17 protein-coding genes are annotated in these 22,156 nt (G+C 72.0%); 12 read left to right on the top strand and 5 right to left on the bottom strand.

All coding sequences use genetic code 11. The annotated features are described in order from the left end of the window. Positions 1 to 5: 5 nt before the first annotated feature. Positions 6 to 854 carry an SDR family NAD(P)-dependent oxidoreductase gene (locus NQO67_RS01140; RefSeq protein WP_255945364.1) on the bottom strand — a complete coding sequence of 283 codons (849 nt, stop codon included), beginning with the start codon at positions 852 to 854 and terminating at the stop codon, positions 6 to 8. A 228-nt stretch (positions 855 to 1,082) separates the two neighbouring features. On the opposite strand from NQO67_RS01140, the gene NQO67_RS01145 reads away from it, so the two are divergent. Beyond that, on the top strand, positions 1,083 to 1,844 hold the full coding sequence (locus tag NQO67_RS01145) for an IclR family transcriptional regulator (RefSeq protein WP_255945366.1): 762 nt from the start codon (positions 1,083 to 1,085) through the stop codon (positions 1,842 to 1,844). 58 nt (positions 1,845 to 1,902) lie between these two features. Here the strand turns inward: NQO67_RS01145 and NQO67_RS01150 are convergent, their stop codons facing one another. Together NQO67_RS01150 and NQO67_RS01155 are read right to left on the bottom strand one after the other, a co-directional pair. Next, positions 1,903 to 3,285, bottom strand: coding sequence for an MFS transporter (locus NQO67_RS01150; RefSeq protein WP_255945368.1), 1,383 nt, complete (start codon positions 3,283 to 3,285; stop codon positions 1,903 to 1,905). A gap of 50 nt (positions 3,286 to 3,335) precedes the next feature. Next, positions 3,336 to 4,109: an SDR family NAD(P)-dependent oxidoreductase gene (locus NQO67_RS01155; protein WP_255945380.1), complete on the bottom strand. Its 774-nt coding sequence runs from the start codon at positions 4,107 to 4,109 to the stop codon at positions 3,336 to 3,338. A gap of 992 nt (positions 4,110 to 5,101) precedes the next feature. Here NQO67_RS01155 and NQO67_RS01160 point away from each other — a divergent pair. The 3 genes from NQO67_RS01160 to NQO67_RS01170 all read left to right on the top strand — a co-directional run bounded on the left by NQO67_RS01160 (position 5,102) and on the right by NQO67_RS01170 (position 8,693). Then, positions 5,102 to 5,803, top strand: a complete 702-nt coding sequence (locus NQO67_RS01160; RefSeq protein ID WP_255945382.1) for a hypothetical protein — start codon at positions 5,102 to 5,104, stop codon at positions 5,801 to 5,803. A 31-nt stretch (positions 5,804 to 5,834) separates the two neighbouring features. Continuing rightward, entirely contained in the window at positions 5,835 to 7,046 is a 1,212-nt protein-coding gene (locus NQO67_RS01165) for a metallophosphoesterase family protein (RefSeq protein ID WP_255945384.1), read from the top strand. Between the two features lie 204 nt (positions 7,047 to 7,250). Further along, on the top strand, positions 7,251 to 8,693 hold the full coding sequence (locus NQO67_RS01170; protein ID WP_255945386.1) for an MFS transporter: 1,443 nt from the start codon (positions 7,251 to 7,253) through the stop codon (positions 8,691 to 8,693). Between the two features lie 43 nt (positions 8,694 to 8,736). On the opposite strand, the gene NQO67_RS01175 is transcribed toward NQO67_RS01170, so the two are convergent. Continuing rightward, positions 8,737 to 9,246, bottom strand: a complete 510-nt coding sequence (locus NQO67_RS01175; RefSeq protein ID WP_255946663.1) for a GNAT family N-acetyltransferase — start codon at positions 9,244 to 9,246, stop codon at positions 8,737 to 8,739. A gap of 375 nt (positions 9,247 to 9,621) precedes the next feature. Between NQO67_RS01175 and NQO67_RS01180 the strand changes: the two genes are divergently transcribed. The 8 genes from NQO67_RS01180 to NQO67_RS01215 all read left to right on the top strand — a co-directional run bounded on the left by NQO67_RS01180 (position 9,622) and on the right by NQO67_RS01215 (position 19,471). Then, entirely contained in the window at positions 9,622 to 11,355 is a 1,734-nt protein-coding gene (locus tag NQO67_RS01180) for an OPT/YSL family transporter (protein ID WP_255945388.1), read from the top strand. A gap of 102 nt (positions 11,356 to 11,457) precedes the next feature. Continuing rightward, a complete protein-coding gene (locus tag NQO67_RS01185) occupies positions 11,458 to 11,592 on the top strand; it encodes a hypothetical protein (protein WP_255945389.1) in 135 nt (44 codons plus the stop codon). A gap of 115 nt (positions 11,593 to 11,707) precedes the next feature. After that, entirely contained in the window at positions 11,708 to 13,228 is a 1,521-nt protein-coding gene (locus NQO67_RS01190) for a radical SAM/SPASM domain-containing protein (RefSeq protein WP_255945391.1), read from the top strand. Then, positions 13,183 to 14,010: a methyltransferase domain-containing protein gene (locus NQO67_RS01195; RefSeq protein ID WP_255945393.1), complete on the top strand. Its 828-nt coding sequence runs from the start codon at positions 13,183 to 13,185 to the stop codon at positions 14,008 to 14,010. The genes NQO67_RS01190 and NQO67_RS01195 overlap by 46 nt, the downstream gene beginning before the upstream one ends. Further along, complete coding sequence (locus NQO67_RS01200; protein WP_255945395.1) at positions 14,001 to 15,380, top strand: TldD/PmbA family protein; 1,380 nt, start codon at positions 14,001 to 14,003, stop codon at positions 15,378 to 15,380. The genes NQO67_RS01195 and NQO67_RS01200 overlap by 10 nt, the downstream gene beginning before the upstream one ends. Beyond that, positions 15,370 to 16,761 (top strand): metallopeptidase TldD-related protein, encoded by a 1,392-nt coding sequence (locus NQO67_RS01205; protein ID WP_255945397.1) that lies wholly within the window; start codon positions 15,370 to 15,372, stop codon positions 16,759 to 16,761. Before NQO67_RS01200 ends, NQO67_RS01205 begins: the two co-directional genes overlap by 11 nt. Beyond that, on the top strand, positions 16,713 to 18,065 hold the full coding sequence (locus NQO67_RS01210) for an NAD(P)/FAD-dependent oxidoreductase (protein WP_308295607.1): 1,353 nt from the start codon (positions 16,713 to 16,715) through the stop codon (positions 18,063 to 18,065). Before NQO67_RS01205 ends, NQO67_RS01210 begins: the two co-directional genes overlap by 49 nt. Continuing rightward, on the top strand, positions 18,062 to 19,471 hold the full coding sequence (locus NQO67_RS01215; protein WP_255945401.1) for a hypothetical protein: 1,410 nt from the start codon (positions 18,062 to 18,064) through the stop codon (positions 19,469 to 19,471). Before NQO67_RS01210 ends, NQO67_RS01215 begins: the two co-directional genes overlap by 4 nt. Here NQO67_RS01215 and pepN read toward each other — a convergent pair. Continuing rightward, complete coding sequence (gene pepN, locus NQO67_RS01220; RefSeq protein ID WP_308295615.1) at positions 19,460 to 22,090, bottom strand: aminopeptidase N; 2,631 nt, start codon at positions 22,088 to 22,090, stop codon at positions 19,460 to 19,462. The two genes, NQO67_RS01215 and pepN, sit on opposite strands and share 12 nt — an antisense overlap. Between the last annotated feature and the right edge of the window lie 66 nt (positions 22,091 to 22,156).

A 22,156-nucleotide genomic window follows, 5' to 3' on the forward strand; every position in this document is an offset into this window, starting at 1 on the left:
CGGGGTCAGGCGCGGGGTGCCCAGCCGCCGTCGACGTCGATGCTGGTGCCGGTGATGTAGGACGCCTGCGGGGACAGCAGGAACGCCACGGCCGCCGCGACCTCCTCGGGGCGCGCGTACCGGCGGGCCGGGACCTGCTCCACGATCGAGCCGGTCGGCGGGACCTGGCCCATCATCGGCGTCTGTACGAACCCCGGGGCGACCCCGTTGACCCGGATGCGTCGCTCGGCCAGCTCGTGCGCCAGGCTGATCGTCAGGTTCGCCAGTGCGGCCTTCGAGGCGCCGTAGACCATGGCCGACGGCAGGAACGGCGGGTGCAGGGCGCCCGCCGGGCCGCCGGTCCCCGTACGCCCCGCGATCGACAGCAGGTTCACGACGCTCGCGCTGCCGTCGTCGGGCATCAGCCGGGCGGCCTCCCGCACCAGGAAGAAGGGTGCGGCCACGTTGACCGCCATCACCTGGTGGAACAGGGCGTCGTCGATCTCGCCCAGCCCGATCTTGCGCCCCTCCCGCTTCGGGGAGATGCCGACGGCGTTCACGACCGCCCCGATCGGGGCCAGCCTGGTGGCCGCCGCCGCGAGGTCCGCGTTCACGGCCGACGACGTCAGGTCGCCGCCGAAGGCGAGGTGGCCATCGCCGGGCAGGCTCTTCGCGGTGGCCTCGGCGCGGGCGCCGTCGACGTCCGCGACGACCACGCGGTAGCCGGACAGCGCCAGCCGGGCCGAGATCACGGACCCGATGCCTCCGGCGCCACCGGTCACGATCGCGGAGCGCTCCGGGCTCGGGGCCCCCGCGGTCTCCGGGGTCTCCGCGGCCTCCGGGGTCTGCGTGGGCAGGCCAGGGGTGGTGGTCATGTCAGGCACCTCCGACGGTGTGGTTCCCCTGCCGCAGGGCTGCGGGCGGGACATTGCTGGTGGGGTGGGCTCCTCGGCCGGGTCCCCGGCGGGGGGCCATGGCACGGCGGCGGTCGAAGTGGTGACGCGCTTTCAGGCGCCCACGTCGGTGCGGCCTCCCCGCTCCCAGGCTCGATGCGACCGTATGCACTCGCTTGCGAGTCGCGCAATATAAAGTAGATTCGTTGCATGGAGCGCAATAAAGAGTTTCGCGTGGAGGCGGCGCACCGCGTGCTCGTCCTCGTCAAGCTGCTGGCCTCGGCGGGCTCGCTGAGCGTCACGGAGGCCGCCGCCGCCCTCGACGTCAACCCGTCCACGGCCCAGCGGCTGCTGGCCACGATGGCCGGAGACGGGTTCGCCCGGCAGGGCGAGCGCCGGCGCTACCTCCCCGGCCCCGAGCTGGCCCGCCCCGCAGCGAACTCCGCCCCCACCCTGCGCGACCAGGTGCGTCCCTACCTGGAGCAGCTCTTCGAGGAGGTCGACGAGACCGTGCACCTCGCCACCCTCGTCGGCACCGAGATCCACCACGTCGACGGTATCGAGGCCACCGGGCACGTCATCCGGTTCGGCCTGCGCACCGGCGTGCGGCTGTCCGCGCACGTCACCTCCGCCGGCAAGGCCATGCTCGCCAGCCTCTCCGACGACGACGTCCAGGCCCGCTACCAGGTGGCCTCCAGCGGGCGCCGGCGACGCCCGCTCGGGGCCGACATGGACCAGCTCCGGGAAGCCCTGGACAAGGTGCGCAAGCAGCGCATCGCCGCCAACTTCGAGGAGAGCGAGGTCGGCGTGGCCGCGTTCGCCATCAGCCTCGGCAGCCAGGACGGGCAGCACGCCGCCCTCAGCATCGCCCTGCCCGTCATGCGGTGCGGCCGTGCCGACGTCGCCCGCTTCGGCGAGGCCCTCGTCGCGGTGGCCGACCGCTACCTCGCCGACCGGGGCCGGGCACGCTGAGGCGGGGTGGACACCCTCGTCGGGAGGGCCCCACCGCCGCAGCTGCGTGAAGGACACGTCAGTCGATCTGCCGGCCCAGCTGCGCCAGCGGGACCTTGTGGGTCTCGTCGGCCGTGGCCACGGCGATCGCGGAGATCACGCAGGCCAGGGAGGTGAACGCGGCCGCCGGCCACCAGGAGTTGCCGGTGGCGGCGGAGACGGCCTGGATGATCGTCGGGGAGAACCCGGTCAGGACCATGCCCAGTTGCAGGCCCACGGCCATGCCGCTGACGCGGAAGCGGACGTGGAACATCTCGCTGAAGAAGGCCGGGTACACGGCGTTCGTCGCGGCGAACCCGAGCGTGATGCACAGGAAGAAGCCCAGGTAGATCATCGGCACGTCGGCGTTCCCGACGGCCCAGAAGAACTGCCACACCGCCACGGCACCGAACAGGTTGCCGCCGATCAGCACCGGACGGCGGCCCACCCTGTCGCTCAGCGCGGCGAACAGCGGCTGCGTCACCAGGGCGGTGGCGTACCCGAACACCACCGCCCACAGCATCGTCGCGGAGGCCACGCCCGCCACCTGCGTCGCGTACGTCAGGCCCCACACCGGCACCACCGAGCTGATGACGATCAGAAAGGCCGCGAAGACCACGCGCACCACGTCCGCGGGCTGGTGTCTGAAGACCAGGCCGAGGGGCGCCTTGGCGACCTTGCCCTGCTCCTTCTGCTCCCGGAACGCCTTCGGGTCCTCCAGGGCGCGGCGGATGACCACGCCCACGATCACGATGACCGCGGAGACCCAGAACGGCACCCGCCACCCCCAGGCCAGCATCTGCTTCTCGGGAAGCGCCGCCACCCCGATGAACGCCAGGGTGGCCAGGATGTAGCCCACCCAGATGCCGTTGATCATCCACGAGCAGTACAGGCCCCGGCGTCCCTCCGGGGCGTGCTCCAGCGTCAGGGAGGCCGAACCGGAGGCTTCGCCGCCCACCGACAGGCCCTGGAGCAAGCGCAGCGCGATCAGCACGGTCGGCGCCCACATGCCGATCGTGGCGTAGGAGGGCAGGCAGCCGATGAGGAACGTCGCCACGCCCATCGCCATCAGCGTGATGATCATGATGTTGCGGCGCCCGAACCGGTCGCCGATGTGACCGGCCAGGAACCCGCCCAGCGGGCGGGCCACGTAGGCCACGCCGTAGGAGCCCAGGCTCAGCAGCAGGCCCATCGCCCCGGCATCCGGGAAGAACACCTGGCTGAACACCAGGGCCGAGGCCGAGGCGTAGATGTACATGTCGTAGTACTCCAGCGCGGAGCCCACGAAACCGGCGGCGGAGGCCTTCTCGCCCTGGCTCGGGCCGCGCTTGCCGGAGTCCGTGGAGGCAGGGACCGTGCCGGGCTCCGGGCGCCCCCCGGTCGCACCGGAGGCAGAGCCGGATGACCTGGTCGTCGTTGACATGGTGCGTCGTCCTGTTCGTCGGGAAGCGTGCGTCGTCGCGCGCCTCGGTGTCAGTAATCCGCCCGGCCACCCGAGGCGTCGTACACGAACCCGGTCGTGAACGAGGCCTGCGGCGAGACGATGTAGGAGACCAGGTGCGCGATCTCCTGGACGGTGCCGAAGCGGTGCATCGGGATCAGGGACTTCTGGACCTCCTGGCGCTCCGGCGTCATGCCCTGGATGAGGGGCGTCTCCACCGAGGCCGGCGCGACGGCGTTCACCGTCACGCCGGAGGCGGCGTACTCCTTGCCGACGGCCTTGACCATCCCGATCACCCCCGCCTTCGCGGCCGAGTAGGCCGCCATCTGCGGGTTGCCCTCCTTGCCCGCCACGGAGGCGATGTGCACGACCCGTCCGTAGCCGCGCGGCAGCATCAGCTCCAGTGCCGCCCGCGTCACCGTGAACGCACCCCCCAGGTTGAGGTCCACGATCCGCTCGAACGTCTCCTGCGACGTCTCCACCGTGGGGGCGACAGGGCCGAGGATCCCGGCGCAGTTCACGACGATCTCGACCGCCCCGAACACCTCCTCGGCACCCTTGAGCGCCGACTCCACCGAGGCCACGTCCGTGATGTCCACCGGGCCCGTCATGCCCGCCGCCTTGTCGCCCCACGAGGCCGACGGCAGGTCCAGGGCCAGCGTCTTGATCCCCTGCGCGCGCAGCGCCTTGACGATCGCGGCTCCCATGCCGCTGGAGGCGCCGACCACGACCGCGTGCTGCTCCTGCGGTACCCCGCCCCCCGGGCCCCGGCCCACCGGCTCGCGCTGTTGCTCGTCTGCTGCCACGGTTGCTCTCCCTGCGTGAACGTCGTCGTCCGCTGTCCACCGGGGCGCCCGCCCCGGCCATGGCGTGACGGTAAGCAGACTTGCGGTGACGGCAAAGAGTTCAGAAGGAAATTGCGTGCAGCGCAATAAGCGCATGGCGGTGCCGAGCGCACCCTTGACGATGGCCGCCATTCGTTTTCGGCCAGTCCAACCCGTCAGTACGCCCGAGACGTCCGCAGCACGCATCACCGATCCCGCGTCCATGGGTGTGCGGCGTCCCGTGCTCGCATGGCCCGGTCGGGATCGGTCCCTGGAAAGTGCGGCGTGCGAGGGGCCTGAGTGAGCAGGGGTGGGGACGATCTCGGATCGCGCGGAGGGCGGGTGTCGAAGCCGTGGAATGAGGGTCCGAAGTGACATCGCGCCGCCGTGGCCGAGATAGGACTCGAAGACCCAGGCTTGTATCGATAGCGTGACGGAGTCCATTCGGCTCGGCACTGACCCTCCGAGCCGCGCGGTCGCGGCACATCAACTCTGTAGTCATTGTTCGGTAGTGTGGAATGTGGCGAGGGGCGTTGCTGTCAGTCAACAGGGCACTTGACCGCTGGCCGTGATCGATACATTTGAGCTCGCTGGACCGAGTTCTGCGCACGCGAGGATTCTGAGTGGACCTCGCGGCATTTCTTGAAACACCACCTCTGATTCCTCGAATCCGCTATGTGCGCGCACCCGCAAGAGCTGTCGGCCAACGGGCGTCCGTATGGCGCGAGGCGCGACTGCGACGGCAGTAATCGATGGCGGTCGTCGATGGGGCAGATGCGGTATGCATTCGTCTCCTGGAACGCCATTGCGGCACTGTATTGACAAGTGTTGAAGCAGGGTGCCAGCCTTTTGCGGGCCTGGATCAAGTCGTGATCGCGTCCAGGGTGGCGATACGGCCGGCCATCCATCCAGGCGTTCACCGAATGCTGCTCCGCCGTTCCGCTTTGAGTTACAAGAGAAACGGACATGCCGCAATGGACCTGAATCGTCAGGAAGTCGACCGTGTTCTCGCCGAGGTCGAGAAGCTGAAGCTCATCAATGCGACCGAGCGCCGCGAGGTGCTCTCCGTCATGGACGAGGACTTCGCCTTCGCGGACGCCGTCCGCTTCACCGACTCCGTGCACGCCCACGTCAAGGTCGAGGACGTCGACGCCCTGCCGCACGCCGAACTGACGGCGCTGGGGTACCGGCCGGAGAACGCCGAACCCGGCTACATCAAGTACTCCACCGACGTGGGTGTCCACTTCATCTTCTCTTCGATCCCCATCGCGCAGGACGACAGCATCCCCGGCGCCGTGACGCTGGCCAAGCCGTTCATGGACCACGTCGGCATCGACATGCGGGACGAGTCGGAGGCCACCCGTGCCGCCTTCGACGCCGTCGTGGACCGCGCCGCCGAGCTCGGCTGGCGGGAGGCCACGCAGGCCGGACCGGTGCACTGCTGCCACACCCAGGTCGCCGGCAAGCACTGGACGTACCCCCCGGAGTGCTGGACGGGCTGGCGCCGCCCGGTCGAGTTCGCGTTCGGCACGCTGAAGATCTTCGACAAGATCATGGGGTGCGATCTGCGTCCCATCGACCCCGGTCACCCTCTCGCCGGTACCGGCACGCCGACCTGCTGCGGCGCGGCTCCGGCGGATGCCGAGGCGGACACCCCGTCGGCTGCCCTCAGTTGACCGGCCTTTCGCGGCGGGTGAGGACCAGCCCATGAGGATCGCCGTCTGCGGCGGTGTGTACTCCAACCCCTACGCGCTGGCCTCCTTCTGCGAGGACGCACGCGCGCGAGGTGCACAGCGCCTTTACTGTCTGGGAGATCTCGGTGGCTACGGCGCTGAACCGGAGCCCGTGTGGCCGCTGCTCACCGACAACGACGTGGTGTGCGTGGCGGGAAACTACGACGTCGCCATCGCGGCGGGCGGCGCGGACTGCGGGTGCGGTTACCGGGACCCCCGGGACCAGCAGTACGCCCAGATCATGTACGACCACACGCTGGCCCACACCAGCCGGCGCTTCGCGGCCTGGATGGGGGAGTTGCCCACGGAGCGTCGCGAGACGATCCACGGGTGCGAGGTGCACTTCGTCCATGGCTCGCCGCTGGCGAACAACGACTTCTGGTGGGAGTCGCTGCCGGACGAAGCACACGCCGCGCGGGTCGCGAGCAGCGGTGCCGACGTGATCCTCGCGACGCACTCGGGCCTGCCGTGGATCCGCCGGTTCGGGCAGACCCTCGTCGTGAACGTCGGCGTGATCGGCCGGCCTGCCAACGACGGAACACCACGTGTCTGTTACGCACTGCTCGACATCGACCACGGGCGCGCCGCACCCCGGCTCGTCTCCCTCGCATACGACTGGCGGGCACAGGCCCGGTCGATGCGCGAGGCCGGACTGCCGGAGGCGTTCGTCAGCACCAACGAAACCGGCTGGTGGACCACCTGCCTGGAGATACTGCCCACGGAGGAGCGTTCCCGGGGGCGTTACCACGTCTACGACTCCAGCGTGCCGGAACTGCTCACGGCCACCGGACACCCGGGCCCGTGGCCGGATCCGGACCCACACTTACCCGTTCGACCCCTCGTGGGGTCTCCGCTCTTTCCCTCCCGCGTCTGGGTCGAGAAGTCGGTCGGCCGGGCCCCCGCCCTGCTCGCCGGCGCGGCGGCGGCCGGTATCGCGGAGGTGCGGGAGCTCGATGACGCGCACGGCGCCGACCCCGACACGATGGCGCTGCCCGAGCTGACGCTGGGGGAGAAGGGCTGGCGCTGGCACTACGGGGACGGCGCGGCCCCGCTGGACCCGACCGAGGGCGGGCAGCCCGTGGGACGTGAGGACGTCGCGGGCGCGGTCCGAGCGGTCGTCCGCAGCCTGCTGGCGCAGTTGCAAACCTCCGGAACCCTCACCCCGCCCCGGTACTGCGTGGGCTAGGCCCTGTCGTCAAACTCCCGCCGGACCGCCCTTCGGGCAACGACGGGAGTTTGACGACAGGACCTAGCGCCGCACCAGGCCCCGCAGGGCCGGGAGCCCCCACCCGCCGGGAACCCATACCCACCGGGACCAGGCGACGCGCGCAGCGGTGCGCGCACAGGCCGTGCCGCAACGGATCGACGACGACGCAGAGGAAGGAGGGGGATGCCCGCATCGTCCCCGCCCGAGGCCGTGACACTCGGGGCCCGACTGGACAGGCTGCACTGGTCCCGTACCCATCAGGGAATCCTTCTGGCGCTGGGCGCCGGATGGCTGTTCGACTCCCTGGAGATCAACCTCGTGGGCAACGTCATCAGCCCGCTGAGCGGGCACTTTCATGCCAGCACCCACCAGGCGTCCTTCATCTACTGGGTCTGGCTCATCGGCATCATGCTGGGCGCGGCGGCGGGCGGCCGGCTCGCCGACCGGTTCGGCCGCCGTCGCCTCTTCGTCCACACCCTGCTGTGGTACAGCGCCTTCACGATGCTGACCGCGCTCAGCCCCTCGCTGGACGTCGTCTACTTACTCCGCTTCAGCACGGCGCTCGGGGTGGGGGCGGAGTACGCCATCATCAACGCGGCCATCGCCGAGTTCATGCCCGCGAAGGTGCGCGGCACCGCGTCGGCCGGCGTGATGAACTTCTGGTCCATCGGTGCCATCGCCAGCGGTGTGATCGCCTACGTGATGCTCAACACCCTGAGCCTGCCCACCACGGTCTCCTGGCGTTACGGCTTCGCGCTCGGCGGTGTGCTGGCCCTGGTCGTGCTGCTGTTCCGGCGCCGGGTGCCCGAGTCACCGCGCTGGCTGGTCTCGCAGGGACGGTTCGAGGAGGCCGAGAAGATCGTCGCCCGGCTGGAACGATCCGCGGGCGTCACGCCCGAAGCAGCACATGCGCCGATCCGGGCCGGGGCGGAGTCGGGCGGCTCAGCGGTGGAAGCGGTCGTGGCGCTCGTGCGCCGCCACCCGGGCCGGCTGGCGCTCGGCTGCCTCCTGGACCTGTCCGAGGCCTTCGGCTTCTACGGGATCTTCGCCGTGCTGTCGATCGTCGTCCTCAAGCGTCTCGGATACAGCGACGGCGAGATCCCGTTCTTCTTCATCCTGGGCAACGTCGGCGGGCTCATCGGCGGGACCGCCATGACGCTCGGGTTCGAACGCATCGGTCGCCGCGGCACCGTCGGCTTCTACTACGGCGCGTCGGCGGCCAGCGTCGGCGTCCTCGCCGTGGCCACCGAGTCCGGTGGCAAGACGGCCACGTTGCTGGCGTTCATGCTGTCCTGCGCCTGCGCCACGGGTGCCTGGACGGCGGCGTACCCCACCTTCACCGAGCTGTTCCCGACGCATCTGCGGGCCGCCGGTGTGGGCATCAGCGTCGGGGTGGGTCGGATCGGGGCGGCGTTCGGCACGCTCTACCTCCCGGACCTCGCCGAACGGCTCGGACCCACGCCGAGTTACCTGCTCATCGCCGCGTTCTGGGCGGTCGGTCTCGTGGCCATCGTGGTCTGGTCGCTCGCCGGCGGTGTGGAGGGCGCCCGGCAACCGCTGGAGGCGCTCAGCACCCCGGCACCTCGCCAACCGGCCCCCGCGAACCCCGTGCCGGCCGAAGGGTGAGTCCGCCCGAAGGCAACGGGGAAGGCAGCCAGGTCCTGGCGCGTCAGTCGACCTTCGGGCTGCGACGCTCGATGAGGATGACGTCGCGCCAGCGGCCGTGCTGCCGGCCGATGCGCTCGCGCGTGCCGATGATCCGGAACCCGGCGTGCCGGTGCAGGGCGAGGCTCGCCGCGTTCTCGGGGAAGATGCCGGACTGCACGGTCCAGATCCCCGCGGCCTCCGTGGAGCCGATCAGGGTGTCGAGCAGCGCGCGGCCGACGTGCCGTCCGCGCGCCTGCGGGGCGACGTAGACCGAGTGCTCGACCACCCCGGCGTAGGCCGCACGCGGTGACACCCGGCCGGCGGCGATCCAGCCGAGGACCTGACCGGTGGCCGGGGCGAGCGCGACGAAGCGGTGCTCGGGGAGCTTCGCCGCGTCGAACGCGTCCCAGGTGGGCGCTGTCGTCTCGAAGGTGGCGTCGCCCTCGTCGATGCCGGCCTGGTAGATCGCCAGGACGTCGTGGGCGTGAGCCCTGGTCAGCGGGGCGATGGTGGGGGCGGCAGGGCGGGCCAGGGACACGGCGGGTTCTCCTGATGGGGCACGGACGTGGGCCGGATCGGTGCTCAGGTCAGGATGGCATCGAGGGCGAGGTGCTGCCCGGAGGCGTGCGTGACGCGGAGAACGGTGCTCGTCGAACCCGTGCCGGCGGCGCGCGCGGACCGGGTTCGCCCGCCCCTGCCCAGACGGCTTCCTGAACGGTGACGTCACGTCAAAATGCGTTCGTGAACGCCAAGTCAGCCGGTTTCAGGTCGGGCGCGGAGCGGTCCGCGAGGGCCCCTTGACGCTCGACTCGCGCCACCCGTACCTTCATCCGCATGCTGAATCGGTAAATCTCGATTCAGTGGGACTCGGCCGTTCAGCCTGCGACCGGAAAGGGGGAGCCGCGTCATGCCCGACCGTCACGACACGCAGCCCACCCCGTCCGCCGCAGCCGCTGCGGCCAGCCCCGAGCTGCTCGTGCCGGCCGGCTTAGCGGAGCGGCCGACGTCGGCTCCCTGGCGCTCGTTCGCCACCACGATCCTCATCGGCTGCGCCATCGGCACGCTGCTGTGCGTGTTGAACGTGCTGGTGCTGTTCAAGACCGGTTCGTCGTTCGGCGGCTCGGCACTGGTGGCGCTGCTGGGTGCGGCCCTGCTGCGGCTGGTCCGGCGGCTTGACTGGCAGCACCTGTTCATCGTCTTCTCGCTGGCCTCCAGCGGCTACGTGGCCACCGCCGCCCTCGACACCGGGATCGGCGCGATGATGCTGCGCACCGGGCGGGTGCCCGGCTGGGCCGTGCTGATCGCGCTGGCCATCGGCGCGAACCTGTGCGGCGCCCTCATCGGGGTCCTGGTCGCACGGAGCTTCGTGTTCGCCGAGCGGCTGCCCTATCCGACGCTGCGGCCCGCGGTGACCCTGATGAACGCCCTGACGCGGTCCGGCGACGAGCAGACCAGGAGCGTGCGCCGGGTCCTGCCGCTCACCGCCGCCGCCGGAGGTGTGCTGGCGCTGGGCGCGCAACTCTGGGACCGCGACACCACCCCCGCCCTGCCGGGCCTGCCGTCCTACCTGGCGCTGTCCCTGTCGCCGCTGCTGGTGGGTCTCGGCATCCTGATCGGCCCGGTGGCGTGCGGCTGGATGGTGCTCGGCGCGCTCTACGCCGTCGCGATGTGGCTGGTGCAGCAGGGCGGCGGGGCGGAACCCTCCTACGACCACCACCTGGCCTACCCGTGGGTCCTGGCCTGCGGCGTCGGCATCATCCTGGGCTACTCGCTGATGTCGCTGGTGAAGGTGCGCGGCCCACTGGCGCACGCGCTCACCGCCGCATGCCGCCCGCTGCTCGCCTCCCCGACCGGCCGCCGCTGGTCCCTGGCCGTCGCCGTCACCGCCGCGGCGGTACTGGGCACCATGGCCGCCACGCAAGGGCCCTCGGCGCTCGAACGCGTCGGCCTGGTCGTCCTCGCCGCGGCACTGGTGCTGGTGTTCAGCCTCTTCCTCAACCGGGCCGGCGGCGAGGTCGGCATCGCACCGCTCGCACCGACGCTGTACCTGAGCGTGGCCCTGCTGGCCGCGCTCGGCCTGGGCTCCACCACCGTCACCCTGGCCTCCGCGACCATCTGCAGCACGGCCGTCGCCTCGCTCTACTACAGCTACGCGGTGAAGGTGGCCGACAGCGCGCCCGAGGAGGAGTCGGTACCCGGGCGGCGCATCCTGTGGACGCAGGCGATCGGAGGCGTGATCGGCGCCGTCCTCGGCATCAGCGTGATCGTTTTGCTGGCCAGGCTCCAGGTGATCGGCGGGACGGGCTTCCCCGCCCCGGTCGCCCAGGCGCTCGGCTTCATCGACTCCACCGTGCGCGGCAGCGGCGGCTACACCGGCACGATGGGCCTGGCCATGGGCGTCGGCGGCCCGATCGGCATCGCGCTGACCTTCGTCGGCAAGGCCATGCCGACCATGCTGGGCCTGGGCATTCTGCTGCCGCCCGGCTACGCGCTGACCGTCGGCCTGGGCGGACTCGTCCGCCTCGGCGTGCTGCACCACCACCCGGACCGCAGGACCTCACTGGAGACCGCCGCATCCGGCCTGATCATCGGCGAGGGCGTCGTGATGGTGATCGTCCTGGTACTACGCGCGCTCGGCTAGCCGGCACCGGCATGCCGCAGCGCGCCCGAAAGCTTCCTCCGCTGGACCCGGCGGAGGATGGAGGGCACGGCAGAGAACCGCACAGGAAGGAGGTGTTGACCCATGATGGAGATCGCGAACATCGAGGACGCTGAGGTCGAGGAGAAGAAGCCCGACTGCTGCACCGCACTGCGCGGCCGCAAGAACCTCGACGTGCAGGCCAACGTGATGCTGGCCGACCCCGAGGGCTGCGAGTAAGACACGCACGATCCGTTAGAGCACTGCCTGACCGGCGAACCGGTCGATGCACCTGCCGTGCCCTCACCTATTGCACCACGAGCCACACCGGTTCAGTCGATAGGAGTAGTGCCCCATGCACGTGAGCGCCAACACCGTGGAGTTCCGGGTCGAGCTCCCGCCCGATCTCATCGGCCCCGAATACCTGGACCGCGAAGGCAAGGCCTCCGTCCTCGCCAACGCCGTGTCCGGAAGCATGGACCTGGTCACCCGTAGCGAGGTCGCCGCGCTGGAGCGCCTGCGCGCCGGCCACGCCACCGAGGCGGACCGCGGCGACCTGGCCGCCTTCAAGGACCGCGGCTACCTCTACGAGGACGAAGCCAGCGAACGGACCGCGTACCAGGGCGTGGTGGACGGCTACTTCCGGGCGATCCAGGAAGCACCGTTCCAGTTCATGTTCATCCCCTCCTTCGTGTGCAACCTCGCCTGTCCTTACTGCTTCGAGGGCGAGTTGACCACGAAGAGCCCGCAGATGAGCGACGAGATGATCGAGGCCGCCTTCGACTCGATCCCGATGATCCAGGAGCTGCACGACAACTCCGGGCTGCCCTACATCACCCTCTTCGGCGGCGAGCCCCTGCTGGACACCGCCTACCAGCGCCGGGCGGTGGAGGAGATCCTGCGCCGGGCCTACGACCGCGGCTACCCCTCCACGGCGATCACCAACGGCGTGGACCTGGACTCCTACGTTCCGCTGCTCAAGCAGTACGGCTGCGAAGAGGTGCAGGTCAGCCTCGACGGGACCCCGTCGGTGCACGACCAGCGCCGGGTCTACCGCAACGGTCGGCCGACCTTCCACCGCATCGAGCGGAGCATCGACACCGCGCTGGCCGCCGGCATCCACGTCATGATCCGGCTGCTGGTGGACCGCGAGAGCGTGGCCGACATGCCCGCCTTCGCCGAGTACGCCAGGAACAAGGGCTGGATCGACAACCCGCTGGTCACCCTCTTCTACGGGTTCACCAAACAGACCACGTTCCTGTACGTCACCCCCGACCATCCGGAGGAGAAGCGCCGCAACATGGTGCGCGGCGACGTCAAACCCGGGCTGCGTGACGCGTTCTTCGAGATGCTCCAGGACAACCCCCTGGTCGACGAGATGCTCCGGCCCGACCCGGCGCGCATCCGGTCGGCCGTCATGGAGGGCGACCGGGTGCACCCCAACCTCCAGGGGTGCAGTGCGGGCACGAGCGTGATCGCCTTCGACCCCAACGGCAAGCTCTACGGCTGCCCGGAGACGGTCGGCCGTCCCCAGCACGCCTGCGGGAGCTACGCCCCCGAGTTCCGGTACGCGCGGGCCTACCGCGAACCGTGGCGGCACCGCCACGTCGACACCGTCGAGATGTGCCGCCAGTGCAACGTCAAGTTGTTCTGCGGTGGTGGCGGCTGCCCGATCAAGGCCTGGGCGGCCAGCGGCGGCGACTTCGACACGTGCTACTGCCCCAAGGTCGAGACCATCAAGACCAACGTCGAGCACGAACTGAGCTACCTGCTCCCGATGCTGCTGCGCCGCAGAAGCGCCACCACCACCGCGCCCAAGAAGGAGGGGACATGGCAGCAAATGACGCAGGCGGGTTCGTTCCCCTGGATGAGCTGACCGGCCCGCGACCCGTGCTGGCGGTCGAGACCGCCGTGCACGTACCGGTGGAGACCGCGGTCAAGGAGCGCTACGACACCCTTGCGCAGGCCGGCGCGAGCAATCTGTGCTGTGCCCCGCAGGCCGTCTACGGCTCCGATGAGCTGGACGGGGTTCCGCAGTGGGTGCTGGACCTGTCCAGCGGCTGCGGCGCGCCGCTCGGCGCCATCACGCTCGACCCCGGCCAGACCGTCGCCGACTTCGGCTGCGGCGCCGGTCTGGATCTGATCCTGGCGGCCCGGCGGGTCGGCCCCACGGGACGCGTCATCGGGATCGACGGGTCGATGAGCATGGTGCGCACCGCCCGCCGTGCGGTCAAGGAGATGGGCCTGGCCAACGTCGACGTACGGGTCGGCGACATCCGCCGCCCGCCGTTGCGCTCCGGCAGCGTCGACGTCCTGTTCAGCAACTGCGTCCTGGGCATGTTCCCGGACAAGGCCGAGGTGCTGGCGGCGATCGGCGACGCCCTGCGGCCCGGCGGCTACGCCGTGATCTCCGACGTCGTCTACCTGGACGAGGTGCCCGAGGGAGCGGTCAGCGCGGACGCAGCCGACGCCGACGACTACGCACGCTGCGTGGTGGGGCTGACCGCCGAGCAGTACCGGCAACTGGTCACCGACGCGGGCTTCGAGCACGTCGTGATCCGCGACGACGGCCAGGTCTCCTACCGTGACGGGGCCCGGGTCGCCAGCGCGACGATCCTGGCCTACCGCGGCGCCGCGCCCGAGGCGCCATGCTGCTGACCCGTGGCACACGGCGGCCGTTCGCCGCGGCGGGGCTGCGTGCGGACGAGTATGCGGAAGTGCGCCGCGAGCGCACCCGCCTGCTCACCGCCGTGTGGCGGGGCGGCGCCCTGGAGAGCGTCAACCGCGTGGTGGACGAGGGCGGGTGCGCGCGGGTGCTCAGCCCGCGCGGCTCGTCCTTCGTCTGCGCCACCGAAGCGGACCTGGACGACGTCCTGCGCCGGGCCCGCCACCAGGCGGACCGGCTCGGGGCCGCCCCGGTGCGTCCCGCGGACCGCGAGCCGGCCCGCGGCAGTCACGCGCCGGCCGTACCCGAACCGGCCACCGACGTCCCCCTGGACGAGCAGCTGGACCTGCTCGCCGGCTGGCACGCCCGCGCCCTGAACGCCCATCCGGACATCTCCGGCGCCCTGGTGTACTACCGTCACGCGACCACCACCGTGGACCTGGCCACCAGTGACGGCGGCGAGGTCAGCTGGACGCGCGCCGACCTGACGCTCCAGATCACCCTCTACGCGGGCGCGGGGGACACGCGGGGCGCCGGCTCGGTCTCCGTCGGCAGCCACGGTGACTTCGCCGCGGTGCGCGATCTGGCCGCGCGCATCGACGAGGCCGCGGCCACCGCGGTGGACCTGGCCCGTGCCCCGGCCCTGGAAGCGGGCAGCTACGACGTGGTGTGCGACGGCCCGCTGGCGGCCACCTGGGCCCACGAGACGGTCGGGCACCTGGCGGAGGCCGACCACCAGCAGGGCGCACCCGCCGCCATCGAGGCGCTGCGGCCCGGCCGCCGGCTCGGCCCGGAGGAACTGACGATCGTCGACCGCCCCGGCCCGCCGACCGCGCGCGGCCACGTCCCCGTCGACGACGAGTGCACCACCGGCCGGGAGGTCACCCTCATCGACCGGGGACGCGTGGGCACCCCCCGCCTTCACGACCTGCGCACCGCCGCCGCCTTCCACGAGGCACCGACCGGCAACGCCCGAGCCCTGAACTACCGTCACCCACCCCTGCCCCGCCTCCGCACGACCTGCGTCGAGGCGGGCACCAGCACGCTGGAGGAGATGATCCAAGGGGTGCGGTCCGGGTTGCTCGCCCAAGGACTCTTCGGCGGGCAGACGAACCGCTCCGGATTCGCCTTCCTGCCCGCCGCCTGCCGCGTCATCCGCGACGGCGAGGTCCGGGGCCTGGTCAAAGGCGCCGTGCTGACCGGCGACGTGCTGGACACCTTCGCCACGGTGGACGCGGTGGGGCGGGAGGTGTGGCGCGGCGACACCTCCGCCAGTTGCGGCAAGCAGGGCCAGACCCCGCTGCCGGTCTCCTGCTGGGCACCGGCGCTGCGCCTGAGGGGGCTGCACGTCGATGCCGGCTGAGACGACGCACCGGCTGGACGACACGGTCGCGGCCATCCGCACGGCGGCCTCGGCCCGTACCCCGAACTGGCAGCTGCTGGCGCTGGACCGCCGCGAGACCACCGCGGAGCTCTCCTGCGGGCAGATCGACGCGGCCCGTGCCGCACAGGAGACCACGGCCTGGCTGCGCCTGGTGGTGGACGGCCGGGTCGGCACCGCCACCACCAGCCGCCCCGACCGCGTCGACGACCTCGTCCGGGACGCCTGGGACTGCGCCCGCCACGGACCCGAAGCCGGGCAGGACACCGAGCCCCCCACCCTCGCGCACGAACGGCGCCTGCCCGATGGCGGCCGGCGCCCCGGTGCCGCCCCGCCGACCGCTGACGAGGTGCTCGCCGGCACCGGTGAACTCGCCGGCGAGATCGCCGGCCTCCAGCGGCGTTCCGGACTCCACGTGCACGGCACGATCACGCGGGTGGGCGAGGCGGTGCACGTCGCCTCGCCCACCGGCGTCGTGCACGACCGGCTGGGCCACTGGGGCGTCGCCGCCGTCGCGGAACGCCCCGACGCGGAAGGCATGCAGGTGAGTTGGCACTCCTGGACCGGTCGCCCGGTGCTCGCGGACGAGGTCGCCGACTGGACGGTCGCCACCGGAGGCTGGCGGGACCTGCCCGCCCTGCCCTGCCCGACGGACCTGCGGGAGGTGCTGCTGGCTCCGGGCGCGGTGCACGCGCTGCTGTCTCCCGTGCTGCGCTCGCTCAGCGGCCCCGCCACCCAGGGCCGCTCCTTCCTCCCCGCCGACCTGGGCGAACGCCTGCTGAACAAGCGCCTGACCGTCACCGACGGAGCACACCCGGACGCGCCGGCGAGCGGCGCGGCGGACGGACTGCCCCGCCCGGTGGTCGACGACGAGGGCGTGGCCTGCCACCCCCTCGTGCTGGTCGAGGCGGGCACCCCCTGCCGGCGCTACCACACCCGGCACAGCGCCGCAGCCGCCGGTGTGCCGCCGACCGGACACGGTTTCCGGGGCAGTGCGCTGCGGCGCAAGCCCTTGCAGCCGGTCTCCGCGGTCCTGGGCGACGTGCGGGTGCACGCTGACGCCGCCCTGAGCGGCTCCTGGCGCTCCCTGCTGTCCTCGGTCGAGTCCGGCATCGTCGTCGAGTCGCTGCTCGGCGCCGAACAGAAGGGCAGGCTGTCGCCCGTCGTCGAGGGCGGCGTGCAGCAGGGGTTCGTCGTCCGCCGCGGTCGGGTGGTGGGGCTGCTGCGCCGTACCCGGTTCCGGATGGACGTGCGCGAGGCGCTCGGCGCCGAGCTGGCCGGCGTCTCGACGCAGAGCTGGCCGGTCAGCAAGGTGTGGACCGGCACCCTGCCGTTCCTGCTGGTCCGGGCGGCGGGCTCGTAGGCCCCGACAGGCCCGACGGGCTCCGACGGGCTCCGACGAAGGAGGGGATCCCCACGTACGACGCGATCATCGTCGGCGGGCGGGTGGCCGGCTCGATCACCGCCACCCTGCTGGCGCAACGCAACTGGCGGGTGCTGCTGCTCGACCGGGCACCGCTGCCCAGCCCCGCGGTCTCCACGCACTTCTTCGGCCCCACCGTGCTGGCCTTCTTCGCGGAGCTCGGCGTACTCGACCGGGTCCGCGCCACCGGTGCGCCGCCCCTCGCCCACTGGCACCTGCACCTGGGGGACAACTACTACGGCGGGCCCATGCTGCCGCGGGCCACGCACCCCTACAACCTGTGCGTCCGCCGGGAGACCCTGGACGGCATCCTGCTGCACCGCGCCGAGGCCGAGCCCCTGGTGGAGGTGCGAGACCGGTGCTCGGTGCGTGCCCTGCTCCGTGAGGACGGCCAGGTGATCGGCGTCGCCGGGGCCGGCTGGGAGGAGAAGGCCCGGGTGATCGTCGGCGCCGACGGACGCGGCTCGCTGGTCGCCCAGCAACTCGGTGTCCGGCCCGAGTACGACGCCGGCGCCCTGCGCTGCACGTTCCACGCCTACTGGCGCGGGGTGCACCCCCTTCCTGAGCCGTCCTTGGAGCTGTGGCACGACGACGGCGACGTCATCCAGACCGGACCGTGCGACGGTGACCAGTGGGTGGTGATGGTCTCGACCCCACCGGAACGGTTCGAGCAACTGCGCGCCGACGGCGGCGCCGGTTACGAACGGCGCCTGCGCGCCATCCCCGCGATGCGGGCACGGCTGCGCAGCGCCGAGCGCATCTCCCCGGTCTTCGCCGGCAAGAACCTCCGCAACTTCCACCGGCCCGCCGCCGGACCGGGCTGGCGGCTGGTCGGCGACGCCCTGTGCCACAAGGACCCGCTGTTCGGCGCGGGCATCGCCGACGCCATCGCCGCGGCCCGAGTCCTCGCGCCGACCCTGGACGCGGCGCTGAGCGGGAGAACCAGCTGGGAGGAGAGCGCCGCGCAGTACGCGCAGGAGACCGAGACCAGGATCGCCCGCCGGATGCGCCAGGGCCTCGAAGAGCTGACCATCCGACCCCCCGCCCCCGGGCAACGCGCCTGGATCCGCAGCGTGCTCGGGCACCCCGGCCTCGCCTTCGAACTGGCCGAGCACTGCTCCCACCTGTTCGCGGCCCTGCCCGCCGACCGCCAGACGTTCTGGCAGAAGGCGGCCGACACCACCGCCGAGGTCCTCGGGTTGCCCCCGGCCGCCCGGCTGACCCCCGACGAGGACACCCGGTGACCGGCCCTGACCTGCCCGGCTACCTGGCGCCCCACGCCGCCGACCTGGCCGCCTTGCAGCGCACCGTCGCCCATGAGCGATGGCTGGCCGCCACCGGCCGCGATCCGGGCCCCGCCCAGGACGCGGCACGGCACCCCGCGCGCCTCGTCGACGGCTCCCTCGTCCGCACCGCGCTCGACCACGGCGACCTCTCCCTGGCCCACGAACTCGTGCTGTGGTACTTCCGCACGGCGCTGGCGGAACCGACCCGCGTCCTACGGGCCGCACAGCGCACCCGCACCGCCGACGTGGACGGCCGTGCGCTCAGCCACGCCGAACTCCTGGCCGCCCGGCGTGCCGCGGGCTCCACCGCCGAGCGCGAGCGGCTCAGCCGTGCCGTGACCGAGGTGAACGCGAGGCTCGACCAGGAGCGGCTCCGCTGGCTCGACCAGCACGCGGCGGCCGTGCACCGGCTCGGGTTCCCCTCGCACGGCCACCTGGTGCGCGCGCTGCACCCGGACGCCGACGGCTGGGTCGCCGACGCCGAGGACTACCTCCGGCGGACCCGCGACGACTTCCTGACCCGCTGGCGGCGCTGGCAGGAGCGGGACGGCCTGGCCGCCCCACGCCTGCTGGACACCCGGACGGTCGCCGAACGCGCCGGCACCCTGGACGACCCGCTGGCCGCGGTGGCGGCGACCGTGCAGGAATGGGGCCTGTCCGCGGCCCTGGCCCGGATCACCGTCGACAGTGCGGCCCGCGCCGGAAAGCTCACGTTCTCCTTCTGCTCGCCGGTGGACCCGCCCCATGACGTGCGGATGTCGGTCAGCCCTGGCCGTGCGCTGCGCGACCTGCCGCCGCTGCTGCACGAGTTCGGGCATGCGCTGCACTTCACCGCCGGTCTTGCGCACCCCTGGGACCTGTGGCGGATCCCCACCCCGCTGACCGAGGCCGTCGGCTTCGCCGTGGAGCACGTCGTCCACCAGCCGCCGTGGCAGGAGCGACGGTTGGGTGGGCCGCTGTCCGCCGAGGCGGCCGACCGGTTGCGCTTCGGACGGGAGGCGGTGCGCAGGATGATCGCCACCAGCCTCTGCTACGAGATGGCCGTGCACGACGGGCACCGCGACCCCCGTGGCCGGTACGAGGAGCTGTTCGGCCGCGAGTTCGGCATCACCGTCAGCGGCACGGAGGCGTTCAACCGGCTCCAGGCCTACCTGGAGGGCCAGCCCTGCTACCCGCTCGTGTACCACCAGGCCTACCAACTGCGCGAACCGCTCTGGCAGCACCTGGTGCGGCAGGGCGGACCCTACTGGTGGGCGGGCGAGAGTGCGGGTGACGCCCTGCTGGACCTGTTCGCGGCGGTCGGCCGCACGGCACCGGCGGACTGGTCAGCGGCCGCCCTCCAGGCCCCGCGGTCACGCGCTTGAGGCCTCCAGCGCGCGGTCCCTGCGCCGCAGGGCGACGGCGCGGGAGAACTCGGCGCGTGCCTCTTCGATGATCCGGTGCAACGCGGCCGGCACCTCGGCCTGGAGCAGGTGCTGCGCCCCCGCCGTGACGGTGTCCTCCGCGCCCCACCAGGGGAACAGCAGGCGGGAGAGCTGACCCGCCTGCTCCGCAGGGCGTTGTCGCCACACTGCGGGGATGTCCGCGAAGTACCGCCGGGCGAACGGGGCCAGGGCACCGCGTTGTCCGGGCGGCGCGAACCCGGTGGCCGCGGCGCGGGCCAGCGCCACCGGCACGTCGGCGATCAGCACGGCGCGCCGCCACGCCGCCTCCTTGGCCGCCGCGTCCGGCAGCGCGGCACGCGCACGCTCCCTGCGTGCCTGCGCCGCCGTCGACTCGTCCGCACCGGCTTCGGCGTCGAGGTCCGTGGCGCTCAGCCGGCCGTGGGCGGCCAGTGCGGCCAGCAACCGCCAGCGCAGGTCCGCGTCGAGCGTGAGGCCGTCCGGCAGCGCCCTGCCCGCACACCACTCCTGCACGCGCTCCAGCAGCTGCGGCTCCAACTGCGCCTCCGCGAGCGCCCGGCAGCAGATCAGCCGCTGGTCGGGGGTGGCGTGGCTGCCCGACACACCGTCGACCAGCGCTGCGGTCAACGCCGGCCATCCCCGGGCCGTGGCCCACTGCGGGTCGACGTAGCCGGTCAGGGCGGTACGGGCCTGCCGCAGCACGCGCTGGAGGACACCGGACTGCCGCTCGGTGGCCATGCCGCAGGCCACCACCTGGAGGAAGTCCCGGGCGGGCAGGGCGGCGTCCTGCACCATGTCCCACAGCGACGACCAGCACAGGGCGCGGGCGAGCGGGTCGCGCAGTGCGGCCATATGGGTGCGCAGCCCGGCCACCGACTCGGGGTCCAGGCGCACGCGGCAGTAGCCCAGGTCGGCGTCGTTGGGCAGCACCAGCGTGCCGCGTGACCGTCCGACCAGCGCGGGCACCGCCACCTCGGCACCCTCCAACGCCACCGTGACCTGATCGACGCGGACCAGGGCAGCACCGGCCGAGCCGTCGGCGGTCGGCTGGTAGACGCCCACGGCGACCTTCTGCGGGCGGTGCGTGTGCGCCGGGCCGTCCTGGACGAGCCGGAAGCGGGTGAACCGGCCCGTGCCGTCGGTGGCGAAGTCCGCCCGCAGCACGCCCGGCCCGGTGGTGCGCAACCAGCGCTCCGCCCAGCCGTGCACATCGCGTCCGGACGCCTCGTGCAGGCACGCCAGCAGATCGGCCGAGGTCGCCGTGGCGTACCGGTGGCCCTCGAAGTAGCGCCGGAGCGCGGCCAGGAACGCCTCGATCCCGGTGTACTCGACCAACTGCCGTATCAGCGCCGCACCCTTGGCGTAGGTGATGTAGTCGAAGTGCGCCTGCGCCTGCTCGACGTCCTCGACGGCGAAGGCCACGGGGTGCGTCGAGGCGAGCCGGTCCTGTGCGTAGGCCCAGGCCTTCTTGGTCGACGCGAACAGCGCCCAGGCGTCCGGATGCCGCCCGAGCTCGCTCTGCGCCCACAACGCCGCCCACGTGGCGAAGGCCTCGTTGAGCCACAGATCGTCCCACCAGCGCAGCGTGACCAGGTTTCCGAACCACATGTGGGCGATCTCGTGCAGCAGCATCTCGTCGCGCCGCTGCACCGCGTTGCGGGTCGGCTGGGTGCCGTACAGGAAGTCGTCCACGGCGGTGATGCAGCCGGCGTTCTCCATCGCGCCGGCGCCGAACTCCGGCACGAAGCAGACGTCGAGCTTGGGAAACGGGAAGGGTACGCCGAAACGGGACTCGAAGAAGCCGAGACCGGCCTTGATCTGGCCGAAGAGGTCCTCGGCCGCCAGGCGCCCGGCCAGTGAGCGGCGGCAGAACAGGCTCAGGGGGACTGCTCCGGCACTGCCGGGGAAGGAGTCGTCGACCCTGGCGAACGGACCGGCGGCAAACGCGATGTGGTAGGTGCTCAGCGGGTCGGTGGGCTGGAAGGTGCAGCGCACCGCGCCGTCCGGCAGCTCCTCACGCGCGACCAGGGGAGTGTTGGACACCGCCTCCCAGCCGTGCGGAACGACCAGCGACAGGTGGTACGGGGCCTTGAGATCGGGCTGGTCGAAGCAGGCGAAGGCGCGGCGCGCGTGGGTGGTCTGGAAGTGGCTGTAGACGTAGCACGTCCCGTCGGCCGGGTCGACGAAGCGGTGCAGCCCGTGGCCCTCGCGCGCGTAGGTGTGGACGGCGTCCACCGAGAGCTCGTTCTCCGCGGCGAGCGCCGGCAGCCGGATGCCCTCGGGGAGGCGGTCGGCGTCGGTGAGGGGGCGCCCGTTGAGCTCCGCACGGGTGATGTCCCGCGCCCGCGTGTCGACCCAGGTCGCCGCTCCGGGACTCGGGCTGGAGAAACGGATCGTGGAACGGCTGCGGAAGGCCGGTACCGGTACGTCGCCCGAACCGGCCGCGTCCCGTAGATCCACCTCGACGCGGTACCCCTGCACCCGCAGTACCGCGCTGCGTGCCTCGACCTGGGTGCGGATCAGTGGAGAAGTGCTCAGGGCAGCCCCCGAGAGGGTGGTGGCTCTGCTGCGTAGGCGCAGTGACGAAGCCGATCTGGTCGGGCCGGCGGGCCCGGGATAAGCTCATGGACTCAAGGTGGAACTTAG

It is taken from the genome of Streptomyces odontomachi, assembly GCF_024435355.1.
Lineage (GTDB): Bacteria > Actinomycetota > Actinomycetes > Streptomycetales > Streptomycetaceae > Streptomyces > Streptomyces odontomachi.

Bases quoted from the DNA above. Each gene is read 5' to 3' on its own strand.
- NQO67_RS01195 (WP_255945393.1), top strand. From the start codon at position 13,183: ATGGCAGCAAATGACGCAGGCGGGTTCGTTCCCCTGGATGAGCTGACC.
- NQO67_RS01185 (WP_255945389.1), top strand. From the start codon at position 11,458: ATGATGGAGATCGCGAACATCGAGGACGCTGAGGTCGAGGAGAAGAAG.
- NQO67_RS01180 (WP_255945388.1), top strand. From the start codon at position 9,622: ATGCCCGACCGTCACGACACGCAGCCCACCCCGTCCGCCGCAGCCGCT.
- NQO67_RS01205 (WP_255945397.1), top strand. From the start codon at position 15,370: ATGCCGGCTGAGACGACGCACCGGCTGGACGACACGGTCGCGGCCATC.
- NQO67_RS01165 (WP_255945384.1), top strand. From the start codon at position 5,835: ATGAGGATCGCCGTCTGCGGCGGTGTGTACTCCAACCCCTACGCGCTG.
- NQO67_RS01190 (WP_255945391.1), top strand. From the start codon at position 11,708: ATGCACGTGAGCGCCAACACCGTGGAGTTCCGGGTCGAGCTCCCGCCC.
- NQO67_RS01140 (WP_255945364.1), bottom strand. From the start codon at position 854: ATGACCACCACCCCTGGCCTGCCCACGCAGACCCCGGAGGCCGCGGAG.
- NQO67_RS01145 (WP_255945366.1), top strand. From the start codon at position 1,083: ATGGAGCGCAATAAAGAGTTTCGCGTGGAGGCGGCGCACCGCGTGCTC.
- NQO67_RS01150 (WP_255945368.1), bottom strand. From the start codon at position 3,285: ATGTCAACGACGACCAGGTCATCCGGCTCTGCCTCCGGTGCGACCGGG.
- NQO67_RS01160 (WP_255945382.1), top strand. From the start codon at position 5,102: ATGGACCTGAATCGTCAGGAAGTCGACCGTGTTCTCGCCGAGGTCGAG.
- NQO67_RS01170 (WP_255945386.1), top strand. From the start codon at position 7,251: ATGCCCGCATCGTCCCCGCCCGAGGCCGTGACACTCGGGGCCCGACTG.
- NQO67_RS01200 (WP_255945395.1), top strand. From the start codon at position 14,001: ATGCTGCTGACCCGTGGCACACGGCGGCCGTTCGCCGCGGCGGGGCTG.